The following is a 24641-nucleotide window of genomic DNA, read 5'->3' on the forward strand; positions in this document are numbered from 1 at the left end:
GTATCCACAATCATGAATTACCCTAGCCATGCAATCCGCATGCCTGCGGCAAACAGGAGGCGCCTTCATGTCTGAACCATCCAAGGAAACGCATCGCTTCGTCGATGACTACCTGCCCGCGCTGCTGGCGCAGGCCAGCCAGCTGATCTCTTCGGAGTTCCACGAGGTGGCGCGGCAGCAGGGTTTCTCGGTGTCGGAGTGGCGCGTGATGGCGTCGCTGGCGGGCAGCGACGCGGTCAGCATCGGCCAGCTCGCGCAGGTGACGGTGACCAAGCAGCCGACGGTGACGCGGCTACTCGACCGCATGGAAGCGCGCGGCCAGGTCGAACGCCTGCCCCATGAAAGTGATCGCCGCATCACGCTGGTGCGCATCACGCCCGCGGGGCTGAAGGCGGTCGAGCACCTGATGGAGCTGGCGCGCGAGCACGAGCGCCGCGTGCTCGAACCCTTCGGCCTGCGACGCGCCGAAGAGCTCAAGCAGACGCTGCGGCAGATGATCGACCTGCATGTGCACGTGCCGGTCGAGGTGCCGGACGAAGACTGAAGCGCGTGGCCTGACTAAGGCACGAGCACCGCGCGGCCGCGATGGCCGCGTTGGGCGATCCAGTCGAGTGCGAGGGCTGCATCGGCGAGCGCGAAGGACTGCACGTCGAGGTGCAGGCGGCCATCGGCCAGCCTCGCAAGCAACTCTGGAGCGGCTGCGCGGCCTGCGGCTTCGCGCCGGAACATGTTGAGCGGCAGCAGCGCCACGTCGCGCTGCAGGAAGTGCGCGATGTCCAGCTGCAGCGTCGGGCCGGCGGTGTAGCCGATCAGCACAGCGCGGCCACCGGGGCGCACGGCAGGCAAGGCGGCGGCGAGCACATCGCCGCCGACGGTGTCGATGAGCAGGTCGGCGCTGGCGAGTTCAGGCGGTGCGGCTTTCGGATCGACAGGCGTTGCGGTGCAGCCGGCATCGCGCGCCAACTGCATCACCAACGAACCCACCGCGCCACTCGCACCCGTCACCAGAACTTGCTCTCCAGACTTCAATCGGGCGACCTCATGCAAGGCGACCCAGGCCGATGTGGTGGGCGAGAAGAACGCCGCGCCGAGTGGCATCGGCACCGCATCGGGCAACACGCCGAGTGCGTCGTCAGGCGCATCGATGAGCTCGCACCAGGTGCCGTCGAACAGCGTGCCCAAGCCGCTGCCACGCAACCAGACGCGTTGCCCGACGGCATACCGGTCGCTCGTGACGACCACGCCCGCCGCTTCCACGCCCGGCGTGTACGGCAACGGCGGATGCCGCAGGAAGCGGCCTTGCCACACGGTGCGATCGATGTGGCCCACGGTGGCGGCCTGCATGCGCACGAGGGTGCGGCCGGGTCGCGCCACGGGCTCGGCCACGTCTTCGAGCACCGGCACCGCATCGAAGCCATGGATGCGAACGGCCTTCATGGCCGTGTCGCCAGAAAGTCGAGCACCGTGCGCGCGAAGGCCTCGGGCATCTGATCGGGCAAGGGCACCATGCCGCCGTCGATGTCGACGATGCGCGCCTGCGGCAGCTGATGCTGCAGCTCCGCCGCATGCGGCGCGGCGAAAGGGTCGAGCGTGGCGCGCACGATGAGCGTCGGCTGCGTCACGCGGCCGATGCGCGCTTCCATGCAGTAGGAGGCCACGGCGCGGTGCCCTTCTTCGACACGGTGGCCGACCTTCATCGCATCGCGCACGAAGGCCTCGAGCAGGTCGGGGCGTCCCGGCGGGTAGAAGGCCTGCCGCTTCTGCCACAGCGCGGCGAGGTGGCTGCCGTCGTCGCTCGGCGCCACCTCGTCGATGGGCGGACGCTGCGCGCGGGCGCGGCGAAACACCTCGTCGGTGTACGGCGTGGACGAGAGCACGAGGCTACGCACGCGCTCTGGAAACGCCGCGGCCAGTTCGATCGCGATCACGCCACCGGTGTGGTGCCCCACCACGTCGGCCCGCGCGATGCCGAGCGCATCGAGCAGCTCGCACGCCACGCGCGCCCACTGCGCAATGCTCGCCGGCACGCCGCCGTCGGCCGAATCGCCGAAGCCCGCCGTGTCCATGGCGATGACGCGGTAGCCCGCGCCGGCGATCAGCGGCAGCACCTCGCGGTACTCGGCCCAGCTGCGCGGCGACTGGTGCAGCAGCAGCACGGCCGGCGCCTGCGCGTCGCCGCACGCGGCGTGATGCACCTGCCCCACCGACAGGTCGGCGAAGGCGCGGCGGATCGTCATGACAGCGTCTCGTCGGCCGGTGCGCGCCACAGGCCCGCGTGCTTCAGCTCGCCGAGCGTGCGCGAGAGCACGTCGCGCCGATACGCGGCGGTGTCACGGCCCGCGTAGTCGTAGAAGCCGCTGCCGCTCTTCAGGCCCAGCCGCCCCTCCTCGACCATGCGCCCGACGATGGCCGGCGCGGTGTAGCGCCCCGCGTCGAGCGAGGCCGACATCTCGCGGCTCGCGTGGTGCAGGATGTCGCAACCGCCGAAGTCGATGAACTCGACCACGCCGAGCGCCGCGAAGCGCAGGCCCAGGCCGTAACGCGTGGCCTTGTCGATTTCTTCCGCTGTGGCAGCGCCTTCTTCGATCATGCGGGCCGCCTCGTTCATCACGAGCGCCTGCAGGCGCGGCACGATGTAGCCGGGCGACGCGCCGCAGACCACGGGCAGCTTGCCGATGGCCTCCATCAGTGCCTTGGTGCGTGCGAGCACGCCGGCGTCGGTGCCGGGGTGGCAACTCAGTTCGACCACGGGGATCACGTAGGCCGGGTTGAGCCAGTGCATGTTCAGGAAGCGCTCGGGCCGGCGCACCAGCGCGGCCAGCTGCGTCACGAGGATGCTGCTGGTGGTCGAGGTGAGGATCGCGTCGTCGCGGCAATGGCGGTTCAGGTGCTCGAAGGCCTCGCGCTTGGCCTCCATGGTTTCGGGCACGCCTTCGAACACCAGCTCGGCAGCGGCCAGTGCGCGCGGTGCTTCTGCTGCGTTCACGAAGTCCACGCGCGCGGCGATGCGCTCGACCTGCGACGCATCGATCACACCGAGCTGCGCCAAGCCCGAAAGGCTCGCGGCGATTTCCGCCTGTGCCTCGTCGCGCAGCCGCTGCCAGGCCTCGGGCGTGCGCGGGCGCAGGTCGATCAGCGAAATGCGGTGGCCCGCATAGGCGAACGCGATGGCGATGCCGCGCCCCATGCGGCCGGCGCCCACGGCGGCAAAGCGCGGCGGCGCGGGCTCATTCGCCATCGTGCAACCTCTGCTTGAGCTGGGCCGCGCTCAGGCTGGCGAGGCCCAGGCTCTCGAAGGTGCGCGGGCCCTGGCGCAGGTCGCGCCCGAGGAAGCCGCCGACGATGGCCAGCAGGCCGTGCGCAATGGGCGCATCGACGCCCGCATGGCGCGCGGCCGAGGCCAGGAAGGCCAGGCCGAGCTCGGTGTCTTCGGTGATGTAGCGGTGCGTGTGCAGGTCGATGTTCTCGCGCCAGTCGCCCGACTTGACCAGCTGCTTGTGCGCATCGCCGTACATCCACTGGTCGTTGTTGTAGTGGTCGGCCAGCGGATAGTGCGGCGCGCCCTGCCCGAAGGCCTCGCGCACGGCCATGCGCTCGCGGTCGAGCCGGTCGGTCACGTCGCGCACGGCGCGCTGCGTGCCTTCGTTGTGGATGTCCCAGCGCTCGAAGTGCTGCAGCGGCGCGGCGTTCATCACCATCAGCGGCGGGTGGATGACGGGGCCGGCGTTCATCAGCGCGCCCGAGAGCGCGTCGCCGCAGCCGTGCACGGCCGGGTAGGCGCGGCGGATCACCTCGATGGCCTGCGCCTCCTTGCGCGCCGGGTAGACGCCGGTGGGCAGGCGGATCGCGCGGATGGTGACGTTGACTTCGCGCTCGCCGTGCTTGCGCGCAAGGTATGGCAAGGTGCCGGTCTCGGCCCAGGCCACGTCGGCGCGGTTGCCGGCGGCCTTCACCGCTTGCGCCATCACGTAGCTGCCGAAGGTGCCCGGCGGCAGGAACACCACCTGGCCGTCGACCAGGTGCGGCGCCATGGCCAGCGCGATGTCGTGCTGGGCGATGGCGGGCGTGGGAATGACGATGAGCTCGGCGCCCTTCAGCGCGGCGCCGATGTCGGCGGTGGCCAGCGCGATGGGCACCTCGCGCGCACCGGCGGCGTCTTTCAGCGTGATCGCGCCGGCCTGCACGACGGGCTCGAGCGCAGCGGCGTCGCGGCGCCACAGGCGCACTTCATGGCCGGTTTCAGACAGGTCCGCAGCGGCCGCATAGGCGCCGTGGCCACCCCCAAGAATCGCAATTTTCATGGTCGAAAGTCGAGAACAGGTGTCGATGAACCGGCAGCCGCGAACGGACCGGGGAGAAGCAATGCGCTATTACATTACTTTTCATCGATTCAGATGTCAACCAACTTCATGGGCGCCGGAGTGCTCGGAAACCCGACAACGAAAAAGCCCGCGTTCGTGAGAAGCGCGGGCTTTTTGGGGGGGAAGCAACCCTTTTCAGGGCCGCTTGCGGGGGCGATCAGCGGCTGGGCTTGAACGCGCGCTTTTGCGCGTCGCGGGGCACGAACACCTTGCCCGGGCCACCGTGGCCGGCGCCGTTGCCGCGGGGTGCGAAACCTTCGCGGGGTGCAAAGCCTTCACGGGGTGCGAAACCGCCGTCGCCGCGACCGCCGCCATGACCGTGGCCGCCGCGCGGGGCGCTGTCGCCCCAGCCCGGCTTGCGACCGTAGCCGCCGCCACCGCCATTGCCGCCTTCGTCACGGCCGCCGCCGAAGCCGGCGTTCTGGCCGCCCTGGAAGCCGCGCGGGCCTTGGCCTTGGGCCGGGCCGCGTGCGTTGCGGTCGTTGAAGCCGCTGGCGCCGGCATAGCCGCCGCCGTTGTTGTTGTTGCCGCGGTAGCCACCGCCGCCGCCCGCACCGCCATTGCCGAACTTGCGATCGCGCGAGAAGTTGTCGCCGCGGCCACCGCGGTACTCGCCCATCGGGGGACGCGATTGCGGCATGCGCTGTTGCGGCTCGAGGCCGGCAACCACTTCCGCCTTGAACTGCTGGCGGCTGTACTGCTCGATGTCCATGATCTTGCGGCGATCGCGGAACTCGGCAAAGGTGATGGCCAGGCCATCGCGGCCGGCACGGCCGGTGCGGCCGATGCGGTGGGTGTAGTCCTCGGCCTTCATCGGCAGGCCGAAGTTGAAGACGTGGGTGATGGTCGGCACGTCGATGCCGCGGGCGGCAACGTCGGTGGCCACCAGGATCTGCACCTGGCCCTGGCGCAGTGCCATCAGGCGGCGGTTGCGCAGGCCCTGGCTCAGGGCGCCGTGCAGCGCGACGGCGCTGAAGCCTTCTTGCTGCAGGTCGTTGGCGAGGCCGTCGCACTCGACTTGCGTGCTGGCGAACACGATCGCCTGGTTGATGCTGGTGTCGCGCAGCCAGTGGTCGAGCAGCTTGCGCTTGTGCTGGCTGTTGTCGGCCCAGTACAGCGACTGCTTGATGTTCGCGTGCTTCTCTTGCGGGCTGTCGATGGTGATGCGCTGCGGCTCGCGCATGACGCGCTGGGCCAGCTGCTGGATGCGCGGCGCGAAGGTGGCGCTGAACATCATGGTCTGCTGGCGCTCGATGGTGAGCTGGTTGACTTCAGCCAGGTCGTCGGCAAAGCCGAGGTCGAGCATGCGGTCGGCTTCGTCGACGACCAGGAACTTGACCTGGTCAAGCTTGAGCTGCTGCGAGCGCTGCAGGTCGAGCAGGCGGCCCGGCGTGGCGACCACGAGGTCGGCGTTCTGCAGCTTGGCGATTTGCAGCTGGTAGGGCATGCCGCCCACCACGTTGGCAACGCGCAGGCCGCGGCAATGGCGAACCAGTTCGATGGCGTCGTGCGCAACTTGCTGCGCGAGTTCGCGCGTCGGGCACAGGATCAGGGCGCCGGGGGTGGCGGCCTTGAAATGACGGGCGTTGGTCGGGTCCTTGCGCTTGGGCTTCTTGAGCGGCGCTTCGCCACGGGCAGCGGCTTCAGCGGCCAGGCGCTGGAACTCGGCCTTGGCTTCGGCTTCGGCTTCGGCCTGGCGCTTGATCAGCGTGTGCAGCACGGGCAGCAGGAAGGCGGCGGTCTTGCCCGAGCCGGTCTGGCTCGAGACCATCAGGTCGACGAAGCGGGCCGAACCGGCTTCGCCCATGGCGATCGGCACGACCTTTTCCTGCACGGTGGTCGGCTGGGTGAAACCCATGTCGGCCACGGCGGCGATCAGTTCGGGGGCGAGGCCCAGCTTGATGAAACCGTTGGGCGCGGCGGGCGCTTCGGCTTCGGCGGCTGCGGCGTCCAGCGCGTCGAGGATCGGAGCCTCGGACACGGTTTCCGCGACAGCGGTGAATTCGTTATGGGTAGCGGATTGCACAGGCGCGAGTTCGCCCTGCGCTTCAAAAGCGTCGGTCATGAATATCAATCTCAAACGCGAGCGCTGCCGTGGGCGGCGCCCCGTTGGTGGTTAAAAACATCAACCATCCAACGACATTCAACTTCCGGCTTTCGTCGGAGGCTGCGGCCCTTTTTGATCAGCGAATGCGATCGGGCGCGGTGTGCAAGATAGGGAGATGCGAGAGACGCTGATCTGTGTCCAAAGACGCGTTCAAATCAGCGAAGCCTGCGATTATGGCACGGCTTCGGGTTTTTACCTAATTGTTGTCAATCCACCAAACGCAGGAAGGTTTCCCGGTAGTGCGCCAACTCCTCGATGGACTCGTGCACGTCGGCCAGCGCGGTGTGCGCCTGCTGCTTCTTGAAGGCGGTGTAGGCCGCGGGCTTCCAGCGCTTGGCCAGCTCCTTGAGGGTGCTGACGTCGAGGTTGCGGTAGTGGAAGTACGCCTCGAGCTTGGGCATGAACTTGACCAGGAAACGCCGGTCCTGCCCGATGGTGTTGCCGCACATCGGCGAGCCGCTCCTGGGGATGTACTTGGCGATGAATTCGAGCAGCTGCTGCTCGGCCGCGGCTTCGTCCAGCGTGGAGGCCTTCACCTTGTCGATCAGGCCGCTGCGTCCATGGGTGCCCTTGTTCCAGGCGTCCATGCCGTCGAGCACGGCGTCGCTCTGGTGGATGACGAGCACGGGGCCGTCGATGCGGGGCGTGAGGTCGGGGCCGGTGACGACCACGGCGATCTCGAGCAGGCGCTCTTTCTCGGGGTCGAGGCCGCTCATTTCGCAGTCGAGCCAGACCAGGTTCTGGTCGCTTTTCTTCAGGGTGGGGACGGTTGCGGGGGGCGTCGGGTCAAGGGATTCGGGCATCGCAGGATTGTCGTCGAAGGCCTGCGCCCCGATATACCGGGGACTAAACTCGCCGCTTCATGATGTCTTATTCGCTCATCTTCACCCTTGCCTTCGCGGCGGCGCTCGTGGCGGGCCTGCTCGTGAAGTTCTGGCTGGCCACCCGCCAGGTGCGCCACGTGGCGCGCCACCGCGGCGCCGTGCCGGCCGCCTTCGCCAGCACGATCACGCTGGCCGCCCACCAGAAGGCGGCCGACTACACCATCGCCAAGGTCCGCTTCAGCCTGGTCGAAATGGCCTGGGGCGCCGCCCTGCTGTTGGGCTGGACGCTGCTTGGCGGGCTCGACACGCTGAACAAGCTGTTGCTGGTGTGGCTGGGCGGCGGCATGGTGCAGCAGTTGCTGCTGCTGGGAGCATTCACGGCGATCAGCAGCCTTCTCGAACTGCCGTTCGCACTCTGGCAGACCTTCAGACTCGAGGAACGCTTCGGTTTCAACAAGATGACCTGGGGGCTTTGGTTCAAGGACACCCTGAAGTCGATAGGCATCGGCACCGCGATGGGATTGCCGATTGCCGCGCTGATTCTCTGGCTCATGGGCGCAGCCGGCGAGCTGTGGTGGCTCTGGGCCTGGGCTTCATGGATGGGCTATAGCCTGCTGGTCATGGTGATCTATCCGATCTTCATTGCGCCGCTGTACAACAAGTTCGAGCCGCTCGACGACCCAACGCTCAAGGAGCGCGTGACGGCCCTGCTGAAGCGCTGCGGCTTCAAGGCCAAGGGCCTTTTCGTGATGGACGGCAGCACGCGCAGTGCGCACGCCAATGCCTATTTCACGGGCTTCGGCGCGAGTAAGCGTGTGGTCTTCTACGACACGCTGCTGCGCCAGCTCAATGCCGGTGAAATGGAAGCGGTGCTCGCGCACGAACTCGGCCACTTCAAGCACCGCCACATCGTGAAGCGGCTCGTCGTGATATTCGCGCTGAGCCTGGCCGGCTTCGCGCTCCTGGGCTGGGTTTCGACCCAGGTCTGGTTCTACGCCGGCCTGGGCGTGCAGCCCAACCTGTCGCCGGCCGCGCCCAACAACGCGCTGGCGCTGCTGCTGTTCATGCTGGCCGTGCCGGTGTTCAGCTTCTTCGTCGCCCCGCTGCCGGCGCGCCTGTCGCGCAAGCACGAGTTCGAGGCCGACGCCTACGCCGTGGCGCAGACCAGCGGCGCCGACCTGTCAGCCGCCCTGCTCAAGCTCTACCAGGACAACGCCTCCACGCTCACGCCCGACCCGGTGTTCGTCAAGTTCTACTACTCCCACCCGCCCGCCTCCGAGCGCCTTGCGCGCATGGCCACGGCGTGACCCTCGACCCCCTATTTCAGCGAAGCCCCTCATGAGCAGCATGTTCAAACCCAAGGACTGGAAGAACCTTCCGCCCCGCAAGGCCCTGAGCGCCACCGAGATCGTCTCGGGCCTGGCCCAGCTCGACGGCTGGAAGCTCACCGGCGACGGCGCCGATGTCGCGATCGAGAAGACCTTCACCTTCGCGAACTACTTCGAGACCATCGCCTTCGTGAATGCGCTGGCCATGGTGGCCCACACGCAGGACCACCACCCCGACCTGTCGGTGCACTACAACTGCTGCGTGGTGCGCTTCAACACGCACGACGTGAACGGCCTGTCGAGCACCGACTTCGATTGCGCGCGTCAGGCCGACGCGCTGGTTGCGAGCCCCGCCGCATGAGGACACACGCCTGTGGCTAAGCCGGGCCGCGCCGCCTTCACCCCCGCTGCGCACAACACGGGGAAGGCGCACCACGACGGCCTCGTCGTCGCCAGCCACGGGCGTCACTGCCTCGTCGAAACGCCCACCGGCGAGCGGCTGATCTGCCATCCGCGCGGCAAGAAGAGCCAGGCCGTGGTCGGCGACCGCGTGCGCTGGCAGGCCACCGAAGACGAAGGCACCATCGAAGAGGTGCTGCCGCGCCGCAACCTCTTCTACCGGCAGGACGAGATCCGCACCAAGTCGTTCGCGGCCAACCTCGACCATGTGCTGATCCTGATCGCGGCCGAGCCGGAGTTTTCCGAACACCAGCTGGCACGCGCACTGATCGCGGCCGAGGCCCAACGCATCACGCCCATCATCGCGCTCAACAAGAGCGACCTCGTCGAGCCCTTTGCGCGCGCCTGGGCCAAGCTGGCGCCCTATCGCCGCATGCACCACGGCGTGCTGCCGCTGTCGCTCAAGGCCTCGGGCGAAGCGGACTACGCCTCGTTGATGAAGCTGCTGGCGGGCAAGTCGACGCTGGTGCTCGGCCCGTCGGGCTCGGGCAAGAGCACGCTCACCAACCTGCTGGTGCCCGGTGCGAGCGTGCTGACGCAAGAGATTTCGCAGGCGCTCAACTCGGGCAAGCACACGACCACCAGCACCACCTGGTACTGGATCGACGAGGCCCGCACCACCGGCCTCATTGACTCGCCGGGCTTCCAGGAATTCGGCCTGAACCACATCGAGCCGATGCAGCTCGCGGGCCTCATGCCCGACATCGCCGAGCACACGGGCGACTGCAAGTTCTACAACTGCACCCACCTGCACGAGCCCGGCTGCGGTGTGATCTCGAACGTCGAAACGCCGAGGCAAGCTGGCCCGATCAGCGCCTCGCGCTACAAGATCTACGGCGAGCTGTTCGCCGAGTTGAGCCAGACGCGCTACTGACGCCGCACCGGGGGCCCGGCCGCACTCAGGCCAGCCAGGTGCGGTACGACTTCCAGGTCGGGTCGAAGGCCAGGGCCAGCGTCACCGGCAACTCCAACGCTTCCTGAACCGATTGCGCATGCGCAATGGCCGCCTGCGGATCGGCCACATGGAAGTGCACGGTGCGAACGCCCTCCTCCAGCACGATGTGCGTGCAGCAGCCTTCGCCGTGCGTCTGCAGCAGCGCGGTCAGCCGGTCTTCGTAGACACGGGCCTCGTCCAGTTCTTCGCCCGATTCGACGGGGACGGCAGCCGAAAGCCGATGCCCCAGGTCGGCGCGCCCGAGCAGCGCATTCGCGGCGTCGTTTCGCATGACGACCGCCTCGACTTCGCTGCCGTCCTCGGCGGTGCGCGTGGCGGTCAGGCCGGACCAGCCATGCTCGCCTGAGGGAAACACGCCGGTGTGGCCCAGGTCCTCGCGCCAGCATGCGTCGAACAGAGGCACGAAGCCGTCGAGCGGCACGCCCTCGAAATCCGCTTGCGCATCGGCCTCGACATGATCGACCGGCCCGACCTTCACGGCGAAGTCGTACTCGCCCAGGATGTGATCGAGCATGATCAGGCTCATGTGGCGCGCGTGGTCCTGCATGTCCATCGGAATGGGCTTGGCAAAGCCGATCTCCAGCGCCACCTGCCCCCTGTAGGGCGCGTGCTTCACGAGAACGTCCGAGCAGGCCAGTTCGAAGTCGTTCATGCGCATGCTGAAACCTTCGCGCATGCGCTGCCGGAAGGCCTCCACCTCGACCTGCGGCAATGCGGGCGCGCTGTGCACCAGCGCCATGAGGTCCTCGAAATCGTCCTCGGCGCCGTGCGCCGTCAGCACGAGCGTGAAGGCCGGCGGGTCGCCCAGCACTTCGGCCGCCAGGTTCGGAAAGAAGGGCTGCAGCAGCGCATTCAATTCACCCACCAACGCGTGGCCGGACAAGGACTGCAGGCTCTCGAGCTTGTCGCTCAAGGCTTGCCAGAACGATGCGCAGGCAACGGCGCGCGGGTCGGCGTGAAGGGTCGACATCGACAGGATTTCTCTCAGGGTTTCAGGCCAGGATGTCCTGCAGGCACTGCACGAGCGCACTGCACTGATCCCGCGTGCCGATGCTGATGCGCAGGTACTGCGCGATGCGCGGCTGCCTGAAATGCCGCACCAGCACCGCGCGCTCGCGCAGCAACGCGGCCAACTCGGCCGCATCGCGCTGCGGGTGGCGCGCGAACACGAAATTGGCCTGCGACGGCAGCACCTCGAAGCCCAGGTCTTCGAGCTGCAGAGTCAGGCCCTCGCGCGTGTCGACGACCTGGTCGCGTGTCTTGCGGAACCACGCCTCGTCGTCGAGCGAGGCCACGGCGCCGGCGGAGGCCAGGCGATCGATCGGGTAGGAATTGAAGCTGTCCTTGACCCGCACCAGCGCGTCGATCAGGTGCGCCTGCCCGCAAGCGAAACCGACCCGCAGGCCGGCCAACGAACGCGATTTGGAGAGGGTCTGCACCACGAGCAGGTTCGGATAGCGGCTGATGAGCGACAGCGCGCTCTCGCCGCCGAAATCGACATACGCCTCGTCGACCAGCACGACGCGATCGGGACAGGCCGCAAGAAGCTGCTCGATGCGCGCCAGCGGTTGACCGATGCCTGTCGGCGCGTTCGGGTTGGCGATGACGATGCCGCCGCAGCCCTGGCGGGCGCGCGCCGCGAACGCATCGATGTCGATGCGCAGGCCCTCGTCGACCGGCAGCTGCTCGCAGGCGATGCCGTAGAGCTGGGCATAGACCTTGTAGAAGCTGTAGCTCACGTCGGGCATCAACAGCGGCTGCGCCTGCTGGAAGAACGCGAAGAACGCGTGCGCGAGCACCTCGTCCGAGCCGTTGCCCGCGAACACCTCACCGATCTGCAGCCCTTGGCGGCGCGCCACGGCTTCGCGCAGCGCGAGCGACGTGGGGTCGGGGTAGCGCTCCAGCCCGTCGGCGGCCGCGCACTGGATCGCCGCGATGGCGTCCGGCGATGGCGGGTACGGGTTCTCGTTGGTGTTGAGCTTGACGAGGTTGGCGATGCGCGGCTGCTCGCCGGGCACATAGGGCTCGAGCGCGCCGATGCGCGGGCTCCAGAAGGCCGGTGCGGGCGAGGTGCTCATGGGGTCAGCCGAGCAAACGCGCGAGCGTGAGCAAGGCCAGCAGCACCATCCACATCACGACCGAGCGCCAGACCAGGCCGACCACGCTGCGCAGGTGACCGGGCTCGGGCTCGCGACCCGGCGTGCTGCCGCTGTCCAGGCGGCGCCCGGCGCTTGGCGACTCGCCGGCCTGCGCGCGCGACAGCGGATCGGCCACCGGAATCGGGCTCAGCGAGCCGCCACCCAGGCGCACGTTCACGGCGCCGGACGTGGCCGCGAGGATCACGCCGTCGTTCTCGTTGGGGAAGCGCCGTGCGTCGTTGCGCCAGCAGTCGATCGCTTCCTCGAAGCTACCGACCACGGCAAAGCCGAGCGCGGTGATGCGTGCGGGCAGCCAGTCGACGGCATGCCAGGCGCGCTCGGCCGCATCCTGCACCGCCACGCTCGAAGGCTGCACGGGCGCGCCGTTCTTGTGGGCCCAGTAGCGCGCCACGAACTCGCTCATGCGATAGAACACCGCGCCCGCTGGCCCCAGGCCGAGGGCGGCGAGCACCGAGAACCAGGCCAGCACGCCGAAGACATGGCGGTGCGCCGCAATGACCGAATGCTCGATCACGTGGCGCACGATTTCGCTGCGCGGCAGCTCGGCGGCATCGACGCCCTGCCAGTGCGCCAGCAGCGAGCGCGCGAGCGGCTCGTCGCCTTCGTCGAGCGCGTCGCGGATGTCGGTGAAGTGGTGACTGAACTGGCGAAAGCCGAGCGTCATGTAGAGCACCGCGACGCTCCACAGCACGGCGAACGGCAGGCCCAGCGTGAGCACCAGCAGCCAGTGCACGCCCAGCGACAGCAGCGTGGGCACGAACACCGCGAGCCCCCAGGCGATCCATCCATGGTGCGGCTTGCCCGCATCGAAGTTGCGGCTGGTCCAGCGCGTCCACGCCAGAACGCCGCCGTACACGGGGTTGTGCGGGCCCAAGGGCCGCACCTGCTCGATCAGCAACGCGCACAGGATGGCAAAGAAGCTCATCCTTCGATGATAGCGAGAGCACCTGAAGGTTTTGGCCTCAGGTGGTGCCCAATCAGGCTCAGGCGACGAGGAAGCGGTAGAGGTTGCGCAGCATGCCCGCCGTGGCGCCCCAGACGAAACGCTCGTGAGGACCATCGACGTACGGCATCGAGTACCACTCGCGACGGACGCCATCGGTGGCACTGACCGCGTGGCGGCGGTGGTTGACCGGGTCCATGAGCCAGGCGAGCGGCACCTCGAAGGCCTCGGCCACTTCGAAGGGATTGATGTCCAGCACGACGTCGGGCTGCACCAGCGCGACCACCGGGGTCACGACGAAGGAGGTGACGGTCGTGTAGGTCGGCAAGGTGCCGAGCACCTCGATGAACTGCGCCGACAGGCCCACCTCTTCCCAGGCTTCGCGCAGCGCGGCGGCCTGGATGTTGGCGTCTTCAGGATCGACCCGCCCGCCGGGAAACGCCACCTGGCCCGAATGGGTCGACAGGTGCGTGGTGCGCTCGGTGAGCAGCACGGTCGCGCCTTGCGGGCGCTGCACGATCGGCACCAGCACGGCGGCCTGGGCCGGCACCCGGTCGCTCATGCGGGGCTCGCGGCGCAGCTCGGGCGTCCATACGGGCGGCGAGGCAAAGCGCGCCCGCAGGGCGGCGGCCGTCAGCTGCGTTGGTGCCACCGCCGGCAGGCCGTCACTTCCGTCCACGAAAGGCACCTGGCGCGGGTCGATCTGCAGCAGCGTGGGCGGCACCACGGCATTGACGGGTTCGACGACGGTGGAGGGCGTGGGGGCGGAGGAAGTGGAGGTCAAGAGAAGGTGCGGCCTGTGACGGGATGAAGGGAGTAGAGCGTAAAAATGAAAAGCTGTCTTGAATGCGCGGCGCCAACGCAAAAAGCCGCCAGAGCGGCGGCTTTTTGAGCAGAAAGGACGGCGGCTGATTAAGCGGCCGACGCAGCCTTCTGCGACTTGCCCGGCAGCTTTTCCTTGATGCGTGCCGAACGACCGCTGCGCTCGCGCAGGTAGTACAGCTTGGCACGGCGCACGTCGCCGCGGCGCTTGACTTCGATGCCGGCGATCAGCGGGCTGTAGGTCTGGAACGTACGTTCCACGCCTTCGCCGCTGGAGATCTTGCGCACGGTGAAGCCGCTGTTGAGGCCACGGTTGCGCTTGGCGATCACGACGCCTTCGTAGGCCTGCACGCGCTTGCGGCTGCCTTCGACGACGTTCACGCTGACGATGACCGTGTCACCGGGCATGAAATCGGGGATGGTCTTGCCGAGACGGGAAATTTCTTCCTGCTCGAGGGTCTGGATGAGGTTCATGATTTCCTGATAGTCGATCGTTTCGGGCTGCACTAAAGGCGCCGTGGGCTTTGGCGGAAAACCGCCAAGAAACCGGGCGCGGCCGGACAGAGGATCGGGGAACCGCGGATTATAGCTTTTTTTTCAGCGCGGCCTCATCGGCCTTGTTCAGCCTGCCGGCCGCCCGGGCAGCATCGATCAGTTCGGGGCGCCGCGCGGCCGTGATGGCCAGGCGCTGGTCGCGCCGCCAGCGCTCGATCTGCGCATGGTGACCCGAAAGCAGCGGCGCCGGAACGCCCTGCCCGTTCCACTGCTCGGGCCGGGTGTAGTGCGGGCAATCGAGCAGGCCGTCGAGTGCCGGGTTGAAGCTGTCCTGTACGTGGCTCGCCTCGTCGCCCAGCACGCCGGGCTGCAGGCGGGTCACGGCGTCGAGCAAGGCCATGGCCGCGATCTCGCCACCCGACAGCACGAAGTCGCCGAGGCTGATCTGGTGGGTGACGCGCGCGTCGATGAAGCGCTGGTCGATGCCCTCGTAGCGTCCGCAGACCAGCACCGCACCCTCGCTCGCCGACCAGCGCTCGACGGCCTCGTGGCGCAGCGCCTCGCCGATGGGCGAGAACAGCACCACCGGCGCCGGTGTGCCGCGGGCAGCCAGCGCGGCATCGAGACAGGCCGTCAGCGGCTCCGCCATCATCACCATGCCGGGTCCGCCGCCGAAGGGACGATCGTCCACGCGCTTGTAGTTGCCCTGCGCGAAATCGCGCGGATTCCACAGCACGACCTCGACCTGCTTCGATTCGTAGGCGCGACGCGTCACGCCGCTGGCCACGAAGGGCGCGAACAGTTCGGGAAAAAGCGTGAGGACGTCGAAGCGCATGCGCGCGCGGCCCGAGTCAGAACTCGGGTTGCCAGTCGACCGTGATGAGGCGGCCGGGCAGGTCGACCTTGTCGACGAAGACCGAAACGAACGGCACCATGCGCTCGATGGTCTTGCCGTCTTCTTCGGCCGTCAGCACCAGCGTGGTCTGCGGGCCGGTGGCGAGCAGTTCACGCACCGCACCGAGCACGACACCTTCGCGGTTGACGACCGACAGGCCGATCAGGTCGACCCAGTAGTACTCGTCGTCGCCGGCGGTCGGAAAGCTCGAGCGCGGCACGAACACGCGCGCGCCGCGAAGCGCCTCAGCCGCGTTGCGGTCCGGCACATCCTCGGACGAGGCGACGATGCAGTCGGAATGTTCTTTGGCTTCGCGAACCGCGAGCCGGAAAGCGGCAGGTGTGGAGGCTCCGGGAGCCTGCAGGAACCAACGCTTGGAAGAAAAAAGCGCCTCAGGTTGGGCGCTGTGGGGCAGGACCTTGAACCAGCCCTTGATGCCCCAGGCATCGGCGATGCGTCCGACCTCGATCGCATCCGCCGGCAGTTCGGCGGCTTCGAGTGTGGGCAACATCGCCGTGCGGGCGGCTTAGGCGGCCGCCGCGGGAGCCGCAGCAGCGGCTTGCTTGATCAGGCGCAGCACCGTGGGCGAAGCCTGGGCACCGACGCTCTTCCAGTACGCGAGGCGGTCCTGGGCGATGCGGATGCTTTCTTCGTTTTCCTTGGCGGTCGGGTTGTAGAAACCCAGGCGCTCGATGAAGCGACCATCGCGGCGAACGCGCTTGTCCGACACGACGATGTTGAAGAACGGACGGCCTTTGGAGCCGCCGCGGGAGAGTCGAATGACGACCATGATTTATCCTTGGGTGGTCAGCGAGCCAGTTCAAATAGAAAGAGGCCCGCTCACGATGTTCTTCCAGCGTCGAGACACGCGACATGGCCACCCGGCCAGCGCACGCTGAAAAGCCCACGATTATAGCCCGACCCGGGTTTTTCTCCGAATTCCGGCCCCGCGCCGCCTGCTCCACCCGCATGACCCTCACCATCCGCCCCAGCCGCGACGAAGACATCGCAGCCATCACGGCCATCTATGCCCACCACGTGCTGCACGGCACCGGCACCTTCGAAACCGAGCCTCCGTCGGAGGCCGACATGACCACCCGGCGCGCCGATGTGCTGGGCAAGAACCTGCCCTACCTCGTGGCCGAAGAAAACGGCGAAGTGTTGGGTTTTGCCTACTGCAACTGGTTCAAGCCGCGTCCGGCCTACCGGTTTTCGGCCGAAGACTCGATCTACATGTCCGAGGCCGCGCGCGGCAAGGGCGTGGGCGCACAGCTGCTGGCGGCGCTTTCGCAGGCGGCCGAAGCGGTCGGCGTGCGCAAGCTGATCGCGGTGATCGGCGACTCGGCCAACGCGGGTTCGGTCGGCGTGCACCGCAGCCAGGGCTTCACGCACGTGGGCGTGCTGAAAGACTGCGGCTGGAAGTTCGACGCCTGGCGCGATGTGGTCCTGATGGAAAAAGTACTCGGCGAAGGCAGCCGCACGAAACCCGAATGATGAAAAAGATGAAAAGCAAGACCGTGGCCGCCTGGCTCTCCTTCCTCGGCGGCCCGCTGGGCCTGCACCGCTTCTACCTGCGCGGCATGGGCGACTGGCTCGGCTGGCTGCTGCCCATTCCCACCGCGCTGGGCATCTACGGCATCGAGCGCCTGCGCATGTACGGCGTGGACGACGGCGTGAGCTGGGCGCTGATTCCGCTGCTCGGCTTCACGATCGCGGGCTGCGCCTTGATGGCGATCATCTACGGCCTGATGACGCCCGAGAAATGGAATGCCCGCTTCAACGCCGGCGCAGCGCCCGACGCCGCGCCGGGCCAGACCAACTGGCTCACGATCGGTGCCGTGGTGGCGTCTTTGTTCTTCGGCAGCTCGATCCTGATGGCGAGCATCGTGTACAGCTTCCAGCACTACTTCGAGCACCAGATCGAAGAGGGCCGAAAAATCTCACAGTAGCCGGATCAGGCGCGGCGACCTCTGCGAACGAGGCGCCGACGCTTCAGTGCTTCAGAAGATCTGCCAGCTGAACCAGTAAGCCATCGCCGCAACGAAGGCCGAGGCGGGAATGGTCAGGATCCAGGCCCAGACGATGTTCCCCGCCACGCCCCAGCGCACTGCGCTGGCGCGCTGCGTGGAACCGACGCCGACGATGGCGCCCGTGATGGTGTGCGTGGTCGACACCGGAATGCCCAGCGCAGTGGCCAGGAACAGGGTCAGCGCCCCGCCGGTCTCGGCGCAGAAGCCGCCCACGGGCTTGAGCTTGGTGATCTTCTGGCCCATGGTCTTCACGATGCGCCAGCCGCCGAACATGGTGCCCAGCGCGATCGCGGCGTAGCAGCTCACGATGACCCAGGTCGGCGGCACCGCGTCGCTGGTCGAGGCATAGCCGGTGGCGATCAACAGCATCCAGATGATGCCGATGGTCTTCTGCGCGTCGTTGCCGCCGTGCCCCAGGCTGTAGGCGCCGGCCGAGACCAGCTGCAATCGCCGGAACCACCGGTCCACGCGCGACGGCGTGGCGCGCCGGAAGCCCCAGGCCACCACGATCATCATCAGCGAGCCCAGCAGGAAGCCCAGCAGCGGCGACACGAAGATGAAGGCCACGGTCTTCCAGATGCCGGAAGCCACGAGGCCGCTGGTGCCGGTCTTGGCGATCACGGCGCCCACGATGCCGCCGATCAGCGCGTGCGACGAGCTGCTCGGAATGCCGTAGTACCAGGTGACGAGGTTCCAGCTGATGGCGCCGATGAGCGCCCCGAACACCACGTGCACGTCGACCACCCCGGGCTGGGCGATGCCCTTGCCGACAGTGGCCGCCACGCTCAGGTGGAAGACGAAGATCGCGATCAGGTTGAAGAAAGCCGCGAACACCACGGCCTGCCCCGGCTTCAGCACGCCGGTGGACACCACCGTCGCGATCGAATTGGCGGCATCGTGGAAGCCGTTCATGAAGTCGAACAGGATCGCGAGCGCGACCAGCACCACCACCACCCAGAGGGCGACCTGCACCGTTGTCATCGGTTGCTACCCGTTTTCAGGAATTCTCGAGGACGATGCCCTCGATCACGTTGGCCACGTCCTCACACTTGTCGGTGATCGTCTCGAGCAGTTCGTAGATCGCCTTGAGCTTGATGACCTCGCGCACGTCCGGCTCTTCGCGGAACAGCTTGCTCATGGCGCTGCGCATCACGCGGTCGGCGTCGGATTCGAGGCGGTCGATCTCCTCGCAGGTCTTGAGCGTGGCCTCTGCCACGGCCGGGTCGGCGATCTTGCCGAGGTACTTGACGGCGTCCTTGAGGCGGTCGCAGCACTTCACGCTCAGGGCCGTGAGGCGCACGATCTCGTCGGTCATGTGGCGCACGTCGTACAGCGCCATGGTCTCTGCCGAGTCCTGGATCAGGTCGGCCACGTCGTCCATCGTGTTGATGAGCTTGTGGATCTGCTCGCGGTCGATGGGCGTGATGAAGGTCTTGTGGATCAGGCGGTTGACGTCGTGCGTCACGCGGTCGGCGGCGCGCTCGGCGTTGTCGACGTCGCGGTTGTACTGTTCGCGCAGGTGCACGTCCGCATAGTGGGTGACGAGCTGCTCGAAAGCACGCGCCGCCTCCACGATGCGCTCGGCATGCTGGTTGAACATTTCAAAAAAATTGCCCTCTCGGGGCAGCAGCTTGCCGAACATGGAAAAACTCCTGGGACGCGCCAATCACAATTTCATGACGCCTTCGTGAAAACTTCCCGAGTTTAACGGGCGCGACCGGAACGACCGGTCGGGCCGAGCTTCGAGCCCCGGCTCGACGGGCCTGCCCAGACCGGCAGCCGCAGTGCCACGACCAGCCGCACGCACGCGGCGACGCCGGCAAGGTCGGGCAGGTACAGCCGCATGCCGGCCGCCCCGGGGTCAGCGGATTTTCTGGATGACCTGGCCGGTCACGCGCGCCAGCGCGGCGCGCGGCACCTTGTCGGGTGCGATCTCGGCCAGCGGCTTGAGCACGAAGGCGCGCTCGCGCATGCGCGGGTGCGGCAGGGTCAGCGTGGGGCTTTCGACCACCGAATTGCCATGCATCAGCAGGTCGAGGTCGAGCGTGCGCGGCGCATTGGGAAAGGGCCGCTCGCGACCGGCCAGCGTCTCAAGGCGCTGCAGCGCGATGAGCAGCTGCTCCGCGTCCAGCCCGGTGCGCACGGCCACCACGGCGTTGATGAAGTCGGGGCCTTCGGCATCGACCGGCGCGCTGCGGTAGAGCGACGAGCGGGCCGTGACCTGGGTGCGTTGCAACGCACCGATGGCAGCCATGGCCTCCTTCACGGTCGCCTCGGCATCGCCCAGGTTGGCGCCGATGGCGACGAAGGCCTGCACGGTCGGGTAGTCCTCGCGCGGACCGCGTGGACGCGAAGGCGCGCGGCGCGCGGGCGGGCCGCTCTTGCTAGCAGCCGATGGCGGCTTGCCTGCGGCGCGCGGCGCGGGCTTGCTCCCTTTGGCTGCCTTGGCGGCTGCAGGGCTCTTCTTGCCGTCCTTCGGCCGGTCGGTCGCGCTCATTCGCCTGCGGCACTCCCGCCGCCCTCGCTGCCGCCACCACCGCTACCGCCGCCCACCGGGCGCGGCTTGCGCCGGCGCTTGCGCTTGCGCGGCGCGGCCGCTTCGCCGTCCGGCGGCACAGCGTCGGCCTCGATGTCGGGTCCGTCGCCGTCGTCCGACTCTGCAGCGGCTTGTTTCTGGCGCGCCGGCTGTTCGCTGCGCGGCTTGGGCGCAGCGACCGGGTCGCGCAGGCGCACGCGCTGGCGCACCTTCTGTTCTTCGCGCACCTGTTCGAGCAGGTCCTGGCGGCGCAGGTCGTCGGCGGTGCTGAACTCTTGCCACCACTCGGCGATGGCTTCGCCGACTTCGCCCACGTCGGCACGCAGGCGCATGAAGTCGAAGGCGGCGCGGAAGCGCGCCTGCTCGACCAGGCTGTAGGGCGTGGAACCGGTGCGCTTGTCGAAGCGCGGCTGCATCATCCAGATCTCGCGCATGTCGGCGGCCAGCTTGCCGCGGCCCGACACGTCGCCGATGCGCGAATTGAACACGTCGTCGATGGCGTCCTGCAGCGCCGGAAACGGCGGTTGCGGGCGCTGGCCATGGCGGCCTTCCTGGCGCTGGGCCCAGCCGTCGCGCACGTCGGCCCACAGCACGCAGGCCAGCAGGAAGCTGGGCGCCACGGGCTTGCCTTCGCCCACGCGGCGGTCGGTGTCCTGCAGGGCGGCCTTCACGAAGGGCTGGTCGGCGCGCTCCACCACCACGTCGAGCAGCGGATAGATGCCGGTGGCGAGCCCCAGCTTGCGCAGCTGCTCCACCGTCGCGATGGCGTGGCCGGTCTGCAGCAGCTTGAGCATCTCGTCGAACATGCGGCTTTGCGGCACATCGGCCAAGAGCTTGCTCGATTCGATCAGCGGCGCAGCGGTCTTGGCTTCCATCTTGAAGCCGAGCGCGGCCAGCTTGGCCGAGAAGCGGATCGCGCGAATGATGCGCACCGGGTCTTCGCGGTAGCGCGTGACCGGGTCGCCGATCATGCGCAGCGTGAGCTTCTGGGCGTCCTTGATGCCGTTGTGATAGTCGACCACGACCTGGTTGGCCGGGTCGTAGTACATGGCGTTGACGGTGAAGTCGCGGCGCGCCGCGTCTTCTTCCTGCGGGCCCCAGACGTTGTCGCGCAGCACGCGGCCACTGGCGTCCACGGCGTGCTTCATGCTCGCGAGCTCGCCCTTGCTGGTGCGTTCGTTGCCGGCCACCTGCTCGGCAGCGGCGTTGTCCATGTAGGCACGGAAGGTCGAAACCTCGATCACCTCGTGCTCGCGGCCCCGGCCGTACACCACGTGCACGATGCGAAAGCGCCGGCCGATGATGAAGGCGCGGCGGAACAGCGACTTGACCTGCTCGGGCGTGGCGTTGGTGGCCACGTCGAAATCTTTCGGCCGCAGGCCCAGCAGCAGGTCGCGCACCGCGCCACCCACCACGTAGGCCTCGTAGCCGGCCTGCTGCAGCGTGGTGACCACGTTCTTCGCGCGTTCGTCGACCAGGGCAGGATCGATCTTGTGAACCTCTGCCGGCACCTCCTGGCGCTTGCCGAAGCGGCTCTTGCCCTGTGCGCTGCCAGCGGACTTGCCGAGCAGCTTGTCGATGAATTTCTTGATCATTGGTTGTTTTTCGAGGAGGAGCAGACGCTTCTTCTTATTTATTCGTTTTCGAGCATGGAGCGGATCAGCGGAATGGTGATCGCGCGTTGGGTCTGCAAGGCGTAGCCGTCGAGCTGCGAGAGCAGCTCCATCAGGCTGCCCAGGTCGCGGCTGAAGCGGTGCAGCATGAAGTCGAGCACGTCGTCGGACAGCATCACGCCGCGCGCGTCGGCCGCCTGGCGCAGCACCGCGCGGCGTTCGCTTTCGCTCAGCACCTGCAGGTGGAACACATGGCCCCAGCCGAGGCGGGTGCGCAGGTCTTCGCGCAGCGGCAGGTCGGCCGGCGGCAAGGCGCCGGCGGCGACCACGCCGCGCTGCAGGGTCTGGGCGTTGACAAACCAGTTGAAGGCCGCGTGCTGCTGCACCGCGGTGTAGAGGTGGACGTCGTCGAGCAGGACGGCGCCCCAGCGCTCGTCGAACTCGGGCGGCTCCAGCAGGCCGGCGTGCAGCCAGCCCACGCTGGCGCCCTGCTCGGCCAGTGCGACACGCACGGATTCGAGCAGGTGGGTCTTGCCACTGCCGCTGTCGCCCCAGAGGTAGGTCGGCACCGGCGAGTGCAGCGCAGGGCTGCCGTCGGCGCCGCCCACCCACACTTGCAGGTGTCGCAGCGCCGCCTCGTTGGGGCCGGCAAAAAAGGCGTCGAAGCTGGGGCCCGTCGCAATGCCGATATCGAGCGCGAGCTGTTTCATCCCGGGAAGGTTCATGGAGGGGGCCCGGAGGGCCCTTAAAATCGTGAGGAATTCTATCGGCCCGGCCGCCTCGGTCGCCGGCGCCTCCCCTGCCCGCCCTTCCTCGCCGCTTCGCGAACCTTTTCGCTCCTTCTTCTCGACACCGCCAGCCCATGACCTCCTCCACGCCCACCCCGCTCAGCTACAAGGACGCCGGTGTCGATATCGACGCAGGCGACGCCCTGGTCGACCGCATCAAGCCCCTGGCGAAGAAAACCATGCGTGAAGGCGTGCTGGCCGGCATCGGCGGCTTCGGCGCGCTGTTCGAAGTGCCCAAGCGCTACAAGGAACCCGTGCTGGTGAGCGGCACCGACGGCGTGGGCACCAAGCTCAAGCTGGCCTTCGAATGGAACATGCACGACACGGTCGGCATCGACCTCGTGGCCATGAGCGTCAACGACGTGCTGGTGCAGGGCGCCGAGCCCCTGTTCTTCCTGGACTACTTCGCCTGCGGCAAGCTCGACGTGGACACGGCCGCGGCCGTGGTCGGCGGCATCGCCCGCGGCTGCGAAATCTCCGGTTGCGCCCTCATCGGCGGCGAAACCGCCGAAATGCCCGGCATGTACCCGGCCGGCGAATACGACCTGGCCGGCTTTGCGGTCGGCGCGGTCGAAAAGTCGAAGATCCTCACCGGCCAGAACGTCAAGCCCGGCGACGTGGTGCTGGGCCTGGCCTCGGCCGGCGTGCATTCCAACGGTTTCAGCCTCGTGCGCAAGGTGATCGAACGCGCCGGCGCCGACCTGCCCGCCACCCTCGACGGCAAGCCCTTCCGCGAAGCCGTGATGGAACCCACCCACCTGTACGTGAAGCCCGTGCTCGAAGCGCTGGGCAAGCACCCGATCAAGGCGCTGGCCCACATCACCGGCGGCGGCCTGCTCGAGAACATCCCGCGCGTGCTGCCCGAAGGCACCGCCGCCCACCTGAAGAAGGGCAGCTGGCCGCAGACCGAGCTGTTCGCCTGGCTGCAGAAGGTGGCCGGCATCGACGACATCGAGATGAACCGCACCTTCAACAACGGCATCGGCATGGTCGTGGTGATCGACGCGGCCGAAGCCGCCGCATGCGCCGCCACGCTGCGCGCCGCCGGTGAGTCGGTGCACGAGATCGGCGTGATCGCCGAGCGCGGCGACGGCGCGGCCGTGGTCGTCGCCTGATCGCACGCCCTTTCTTTTTTCTTTCCTCACCGCACGCCCCGCTCCCCGGATGGCCAAGCCGCTGCCCGACGCCACCCTCGCCGCCCCGCCCCAGGCCGCAACCTCCCGCCACGTGACACTGGCCAGCTACCTGCTGATGCTCGCGGGGCTGATGCTCGTGATGTGGCAGCACCTGCTGCCGGGGCTGCTGTGCGTGTGCATCGGCTTCCTCGTCGCGCGCTGGTTCGCCCGGCTGCTGGGCGGCTGGCTGTCGCGCCTGAAGCCCCTGCGTTCCGGCGCCGACGGGCTGGCCCGGGTGGTGGCGGTCACGCTGGTGCTGCTGGGCCCGATCGGCCTGGTCACGCTGGGGTTCTCGCAGGCGCGTGAATACGTGCTCGATGCGCCCGACCAGTACCGCGAACTGCTCGACTACACGGCCCGCACGGTGCTCGAACTGCGCTCCAAGCTGCCGGCCGACATCGCCGTCTACCTGCCCGAGGGCGCGGCCGAGGTGCAACGCATCGTCGCCAACTACCTGCGCACGCAGGCCGGCTCGCTCGCCATGGCCGGGCGCGCCTGGCTGGGCGGACTGCTGTTCGCCTACGTGGGGTTGATCATCGGCGCGCTGGCCGCCGTGGCGCCGGCGCCGGCCCAGCGCCGACCGCTCGCGCAGCAGATGTTCCAGCGCATCACCACCTTCGGCGAGGCCTTCGGCCAGATCGTCGCAGCGCAGTTCTGGATCGCCGCCTTCAACACGCTGCTGACCGCGATCTTCCTGCTGTTCCTGATGCCGCTGTGGGGCCTCGAGCTGCCCTACACGCCCGCCCTCATCACCCTGACCTTCGTGGCCGGGCTGGTACCGATCGTGGGCAACCTGGTCTGCAACTCGGTGATCACGCTGGTGGCGTTGTCGGTATCGCCGGTCACGGCCGCGGCCTGCCTGGGCTTCCTGATCCTGATCCACAAGGCCGAGTACGTCATCAACGCCAAGGTGGTCGGCGCGCGCACGCAGATGCGCGTGTGGGAGCTGCTGTCGGTGATGTTCGTGGCCGAGGCGGTGTTCGGCCCGGCCGGGCTGGTGGCAGCGCCGCTGTACTACGCGTACCTGAAAAAAGAACTGCACGCAGGCGGCCTGGTCTAACGGCCGGGCGATGTCCTGATCTGATCGGTTCCGGTCCGCTTCGGCGCGGACGAAGCTCTGGCGGCGACCAAGAATAGGCGGCATCATCCAC

The 24641-nt window shown here is 67.9% G+C and carries 27 protein-coding genes; 8 read left to right on the forward strand and 19 right to left on the reverse strand.

What is annotated here, in order from left to right; genetic code table 11:
• Positions 1–67 precede the first annotated feature (67 nt).
• Entirely contained in the window at positions 68–544 is a 477-nt protein-coding gene (locus AC07Q9_RS30205) for a MarR family winged helix-turn-helix transcriptional regulator (RefSeq protein ID WP_062475035.1), read from the forward strand.
• Positions 545–558: 14 nt separating this feature from the next.
• Here the strand turns inward: AC07Q9_RS30205 and AC07Q9_RS30210 are convergent, their stop codons facing one another.
• From AC07Q9_RS30210 to orn, 6 genes are all read right to left on the reverse strand, one after another.
• The gene (locus AC07Q9_RS30210) at positions 559–1437 is read right to left on the reverse strand and encodes a quinone oxidoreductase family protein (RefSeq protein ID WP_495312810.1); all 879 of its coding nucleotides are present in this window, start codon (positions 1435–1437) and stop codon (positions 559–561) included.
• Complete coding sequence (locus AC07Q9_RS30215; RefSeq protein ID WP_495312811.1) at positions 1434–2237, reverse strand: alpha/beta fold hydrolase; 804 nt, start codon at positions 2235–2237, stop codon at positions 1434–1436. The genes AC07Q9_RS30210 and AC07Q9_RS30215 overlap by 4 nt, the downstream gene beginning before the upstream one ends.
• Positions 2234–3238, reverse strand: coding sequence for a 3-hydroxybutyryl-CoA dehydrogenase (locus AC07Q9_RS30220; RefSeq protein WP_495312812.1), 1005 nt, complete (start codon positions 3236–3238; stop codon positions 2234–2236). Before AC07Q9_RS30220 ends, AC07Q9_RS30215 begins: the two co-directional genes overlap by 4 nt.
• Positions 3228–4301 (reverse strand): NAD/NADP-dependent octopine/nopaline dehydrogenase family protein, encoded by a 1074-nt coding sequence (locus AC07Q9_RS30225; RefSeq protein WP_056571854.1) that lies wholly within the window; start codon positions 4299–4301, stop codon positions 3228–3230. The genes AC07Q9_RS30220 and AC07Q9_RS30225 overlap by 11 nt, the downstream gene beginning before the upstream one ends.
• Positions 4302–4518: 217 nt before the next feature.
• Positions 4519–6426 carry a DEAD/DEAH box helicase gene (locus AC07Q9_RS30230; RefSeq protein ID WP_495312813.1) on the reverse strand — a complete coding sequence of 636 codons (1908 nt, stop codon included), beginning with the start codon at positions 6424–6426 and terminating at the stop codon, positions 4519–4521.
• A 248-nt stretch (positions 6427–6674) separates the two neighbouring features.
• Positions 6675–7271, reverse strand: coding sequence for an oligoribonuclease (gene orn / locus AC07Q9_RS30235; protein ID WP_489058033.1), 597 nt, complete (start codon positions 7269–7271; stop codon positions 6675–6677).
• Between the two features lie 62 nt (positions 7272–7333).
• On the opposite strand from orn, the gene AC07Q9_RS30240 reads away from it, so the two are divergent.
• From AC07Q9_RS30240 to rsgA, 3 genes are read left to right on the forward strand one after another with little or no spacing between them, the layout of a single operon-like run.
• A complete protein-coding gene (locus AC07Q9_RS30240) occupies positions 7334–8599 on the forward strand; it encodes a M48 family metallopeptidase (RefSeq protein WP_495312844.1) in 1266 nt (421 codons plus the stop codon).
• A 31-nt stretch (positions 8600–8630) separates the two neighbouring features.
• On the forward strand, positions 8631–8981 hold the full coding sequence (locus tag AC07Q9_RS30245) for a 4a-hydroxytetrahydrobiopterin dehydratase (protein ID WP_495312814.1): 351 nt from the start codon (positions 8631–8633) through the stop codon (positions 8979–8981).
• A 12-nt stretch (positions 8982–8993) separates the two neighbouring features.
• On the forward strand, positions 8994–9953 hold the full coding sequence (rsgA, locus tag AC07Q9_RS30250; protein ID WP_495312815.1) for a ribosome small subunit-dependent GTPase A: 960 nt from the start codon (positions 8994–8996) through the stop codon (positions 9951–9953).
• A gap of 25 nt (positions 9954–9978) precedes the next feature.
• Here rsgA and AC07Q9_RS30255 read toward each other — a convergent pair whose 3' ends face one another.
• The 8 genes from AC07Q9_RS30255 to rpsP form a co-directional block, all read right to left on the reverse strand.
• On the reverse strand, positions 9979–11004 hold the full coding sequence (locus AC07Q9_RS30255) for a hypothetical protein (protein WP_495312816.1): 1026 nt from the start codon (positions 11002–11004) through the stop codon (positions 9979–9981).
• A 22-nt stretch (positions 11005–11026) separates the two neighbouring features.
• Complete coding sequence (gene hisC, locus AC07Q9_RS30260) at positions 11027–12112, reverse strand: histidinol-phosphate transaminase (RefSeq protein ID WP_495312817.1); 1086 nt, start codon at positions 12110–12112, stop codon at positions 11027–11029.
• Positions 12113–12116: 4 nt separating this feature from the next.
• Positions 12117–13118: a CobD/CbiB family protein gene (locus tag AC07Q9_RS30265; protein WP_489058029.1), complete on the reverse strand. Its 1002-nt coding sequence runs from the start codon at positions 13116–13118 to the stop codon at positions 12117–12119.
• Positions 13119–13176: 58 nt separating this feature from the next.
• Positions 13177–13920, reverse strand: a complete 744-nt coding sequence (locus AC07Q9_RS30270; protein ID WP_495312818.1) for a CoA pyrophosphatase — start codon at positions 13918–13920, stop codon at positions 13177–13179.
• A gap of 128 nt (positions 13921–14048) precedes the next feature.
• Positions 14049–14432 (reverse strand): 50S ribosomal protein L19, encoded by a 384-nt coding sequence (gene rplS / locus AC07Q9_RS30275; RefSeq protein ID WP_056572437.1) that lies wholly within the window; start codon positions 14430–14432, stop codon positions 14049–14051.
• A gap of 109 nt (positions 14433–14541) precedes the next feature.
• Positions 14542–15288, reverse strand: a complete 747-nt coding sequence (gene trmD, locus AC07Q9_RS30280) for a tRNA (guanosine(37)-N1)-methyltransferase TrmD (RefSeq protein WP_495312819.1) — start codon at positions 15286–15288, stop codon at positions 14542–14544.
• A 16-nt stretch (positions 15289–15304) separates the two neighbouring features.
• The gene (gene rimM, locus AC07Q9_RS30285) at positions 15305–15859 is read right to left on the reverse strand and encodes a ribosome maturation factor RimM (protein WP_159275690.1); all 555 of its coding nucleotides are present in this window, start codon (positions 15857–15859) and stop codon (positions 15305–15307) included.
• A gap of 15 nt (positions 15860–15874) precedes the next feature.
• Positions 15875–16138: a 30S ribosomal protein S16 gene (rpsP, locus tag AC07Q9_RS30290; RefSeq protein ID WP_070062321.1), complete on the reverse strand. Its 264-nt coding sequence runs from the start codon at positions 16136–16138 to the stop codon at positions 15875–15877.
• 179 nt (positions 16139–16317) lie between these two features.
• On the opposite strand from rpsP, the gene AC07Q9_RS30295 reads away from it, so the two are divergent.
• Both AC07Q9_RS30295 and AC07Q9_RS30300 read left to right on the forward strand, forming a co-directional pair.
• The gene (locus tag AC07Q9_RS30295; RefSeq protein ID WP_495312820.1) at positions 16318–16842 is read left to right on the forward strand and encodes a GNAT family N-acetyltransferase; all 525 of its coding nucleotides are present in this window, start codon (positions 16318–16320) and stop codon (positions 16840–16842) included.
• 8 nt (positions 16843–16850) lie between these two features.
• On the forward strand, positions 16851–17297 hold the full coding sequence (locus AC07Q9_RS30300; RefSeq protein ID WP_070062592.1) for a TM2 domain-containing protein: 447 nt from the start codon (positions 16851–16853) through the stop codon (positions 17295–17297).
• 51 nt (positions 17298–17348) lie between these two features.
• Here the strand turns inward: AC07Q9_RS30300 and AC07Q9_RS30305 are convergent, their stop codons facing one another.
• From AC07Q9_RS30305 to hda, 5 genes are all read right to left on the reverse strand, one after another.
• Entirely contained in the window at positions 17349–18359 is a 1011-nt protein-coding gene (locus tag AC07Q9_RS30305) for an inorganic phosphate transporter (RefSeq protein WP_070062319.1), read from the reverse strand.
• A 16-nt stretch (positions 18360–18375) separates the two neighbouring features.
• Complete coding sequence (locus AC07Q9_RS30310; RefSeq protein ID WP_056571891.1) at positions 18376–19020, reverse strand: DUF47 domain-containing protein; 645 nt, start codon at positions 19018–19020, stop codon at positions 18376–18378.
• Between the two features lie 219 nt (positions 19021–19239).
• Positions 19240–19875: a 2-amino-4-hydroxy-6-hydroxymethyldihydropteridine diphosphokinase gene (gene folK / locus AC07Q9_RS30315; protein ID WP_489058023.1), complete on the reverse strand. Its 636-nt coding sequence runs from the start codon at positions 19873–19875 to the stop codon at positions 19240–19242.
• The gene (gene pcnB, locus AC07Q9_RS30320; RefSeq protein ID WP_489058022.1) at positions 19872–21509 is read right to left on the reverse strand and encodes a polynucleotide adenylyltransferase PcnB; all 1638 of its coding nucleotides are present in this window, start codon (positions 21507–21509) and stop codon (positions 19872–19874) included. The genes folK and pcnB overlap by 4 nt, the downstream gene beginning before the upstream one ends.
• A gap of 38 nt (positions 21510–21547) precedes the next feature.
• A complete protein-coding gene (hda, locus tag AC07Q9_RS30325; RefSeq protein ID WP_056571899.1) occupies positions 21548–22237 on the reverse strand; it encodes a DnaA regulatory inactivator Hda in 690 nt (229 codons plus the stop codon).
• Between the two features lie 152 nt (positions 22238–22389).
• Between hda and purM the strand changes: the two genes are divergently transcribed.
• Both purM and AC07Q9_RS30335 read left to right on the forward strand, forming a co-directional pair.
• Positions 22390–23430: a phosphoribosylformylglycinamidine cyclo-ligase gene (purM, locus tag AC07Q9_RS30330; RefSeq protein ID WP_062475090.1), complete on the forward strand. Its 1041-nt coding sequence runs from the start codon at positions 22390–22392 to the stop codon at positions 23428–23430.
• Between the two features lie 49 nt (positions 23431–23479).
• A complete protein-coding gene (locus AC07Q9_RS30335) occupies positions 23480–24550 on the forward strand; it encodes an AI-2E family transporter (protein ID WP_489058021.1) in 1071 nt (356 codons plus the stop codon).
• Positions 24551–24641 lie beyond the last annotated feature (91 nt).

Source organism: Variovorax sp. GW821-FHT09A10 (assembly GCF_059418385.1).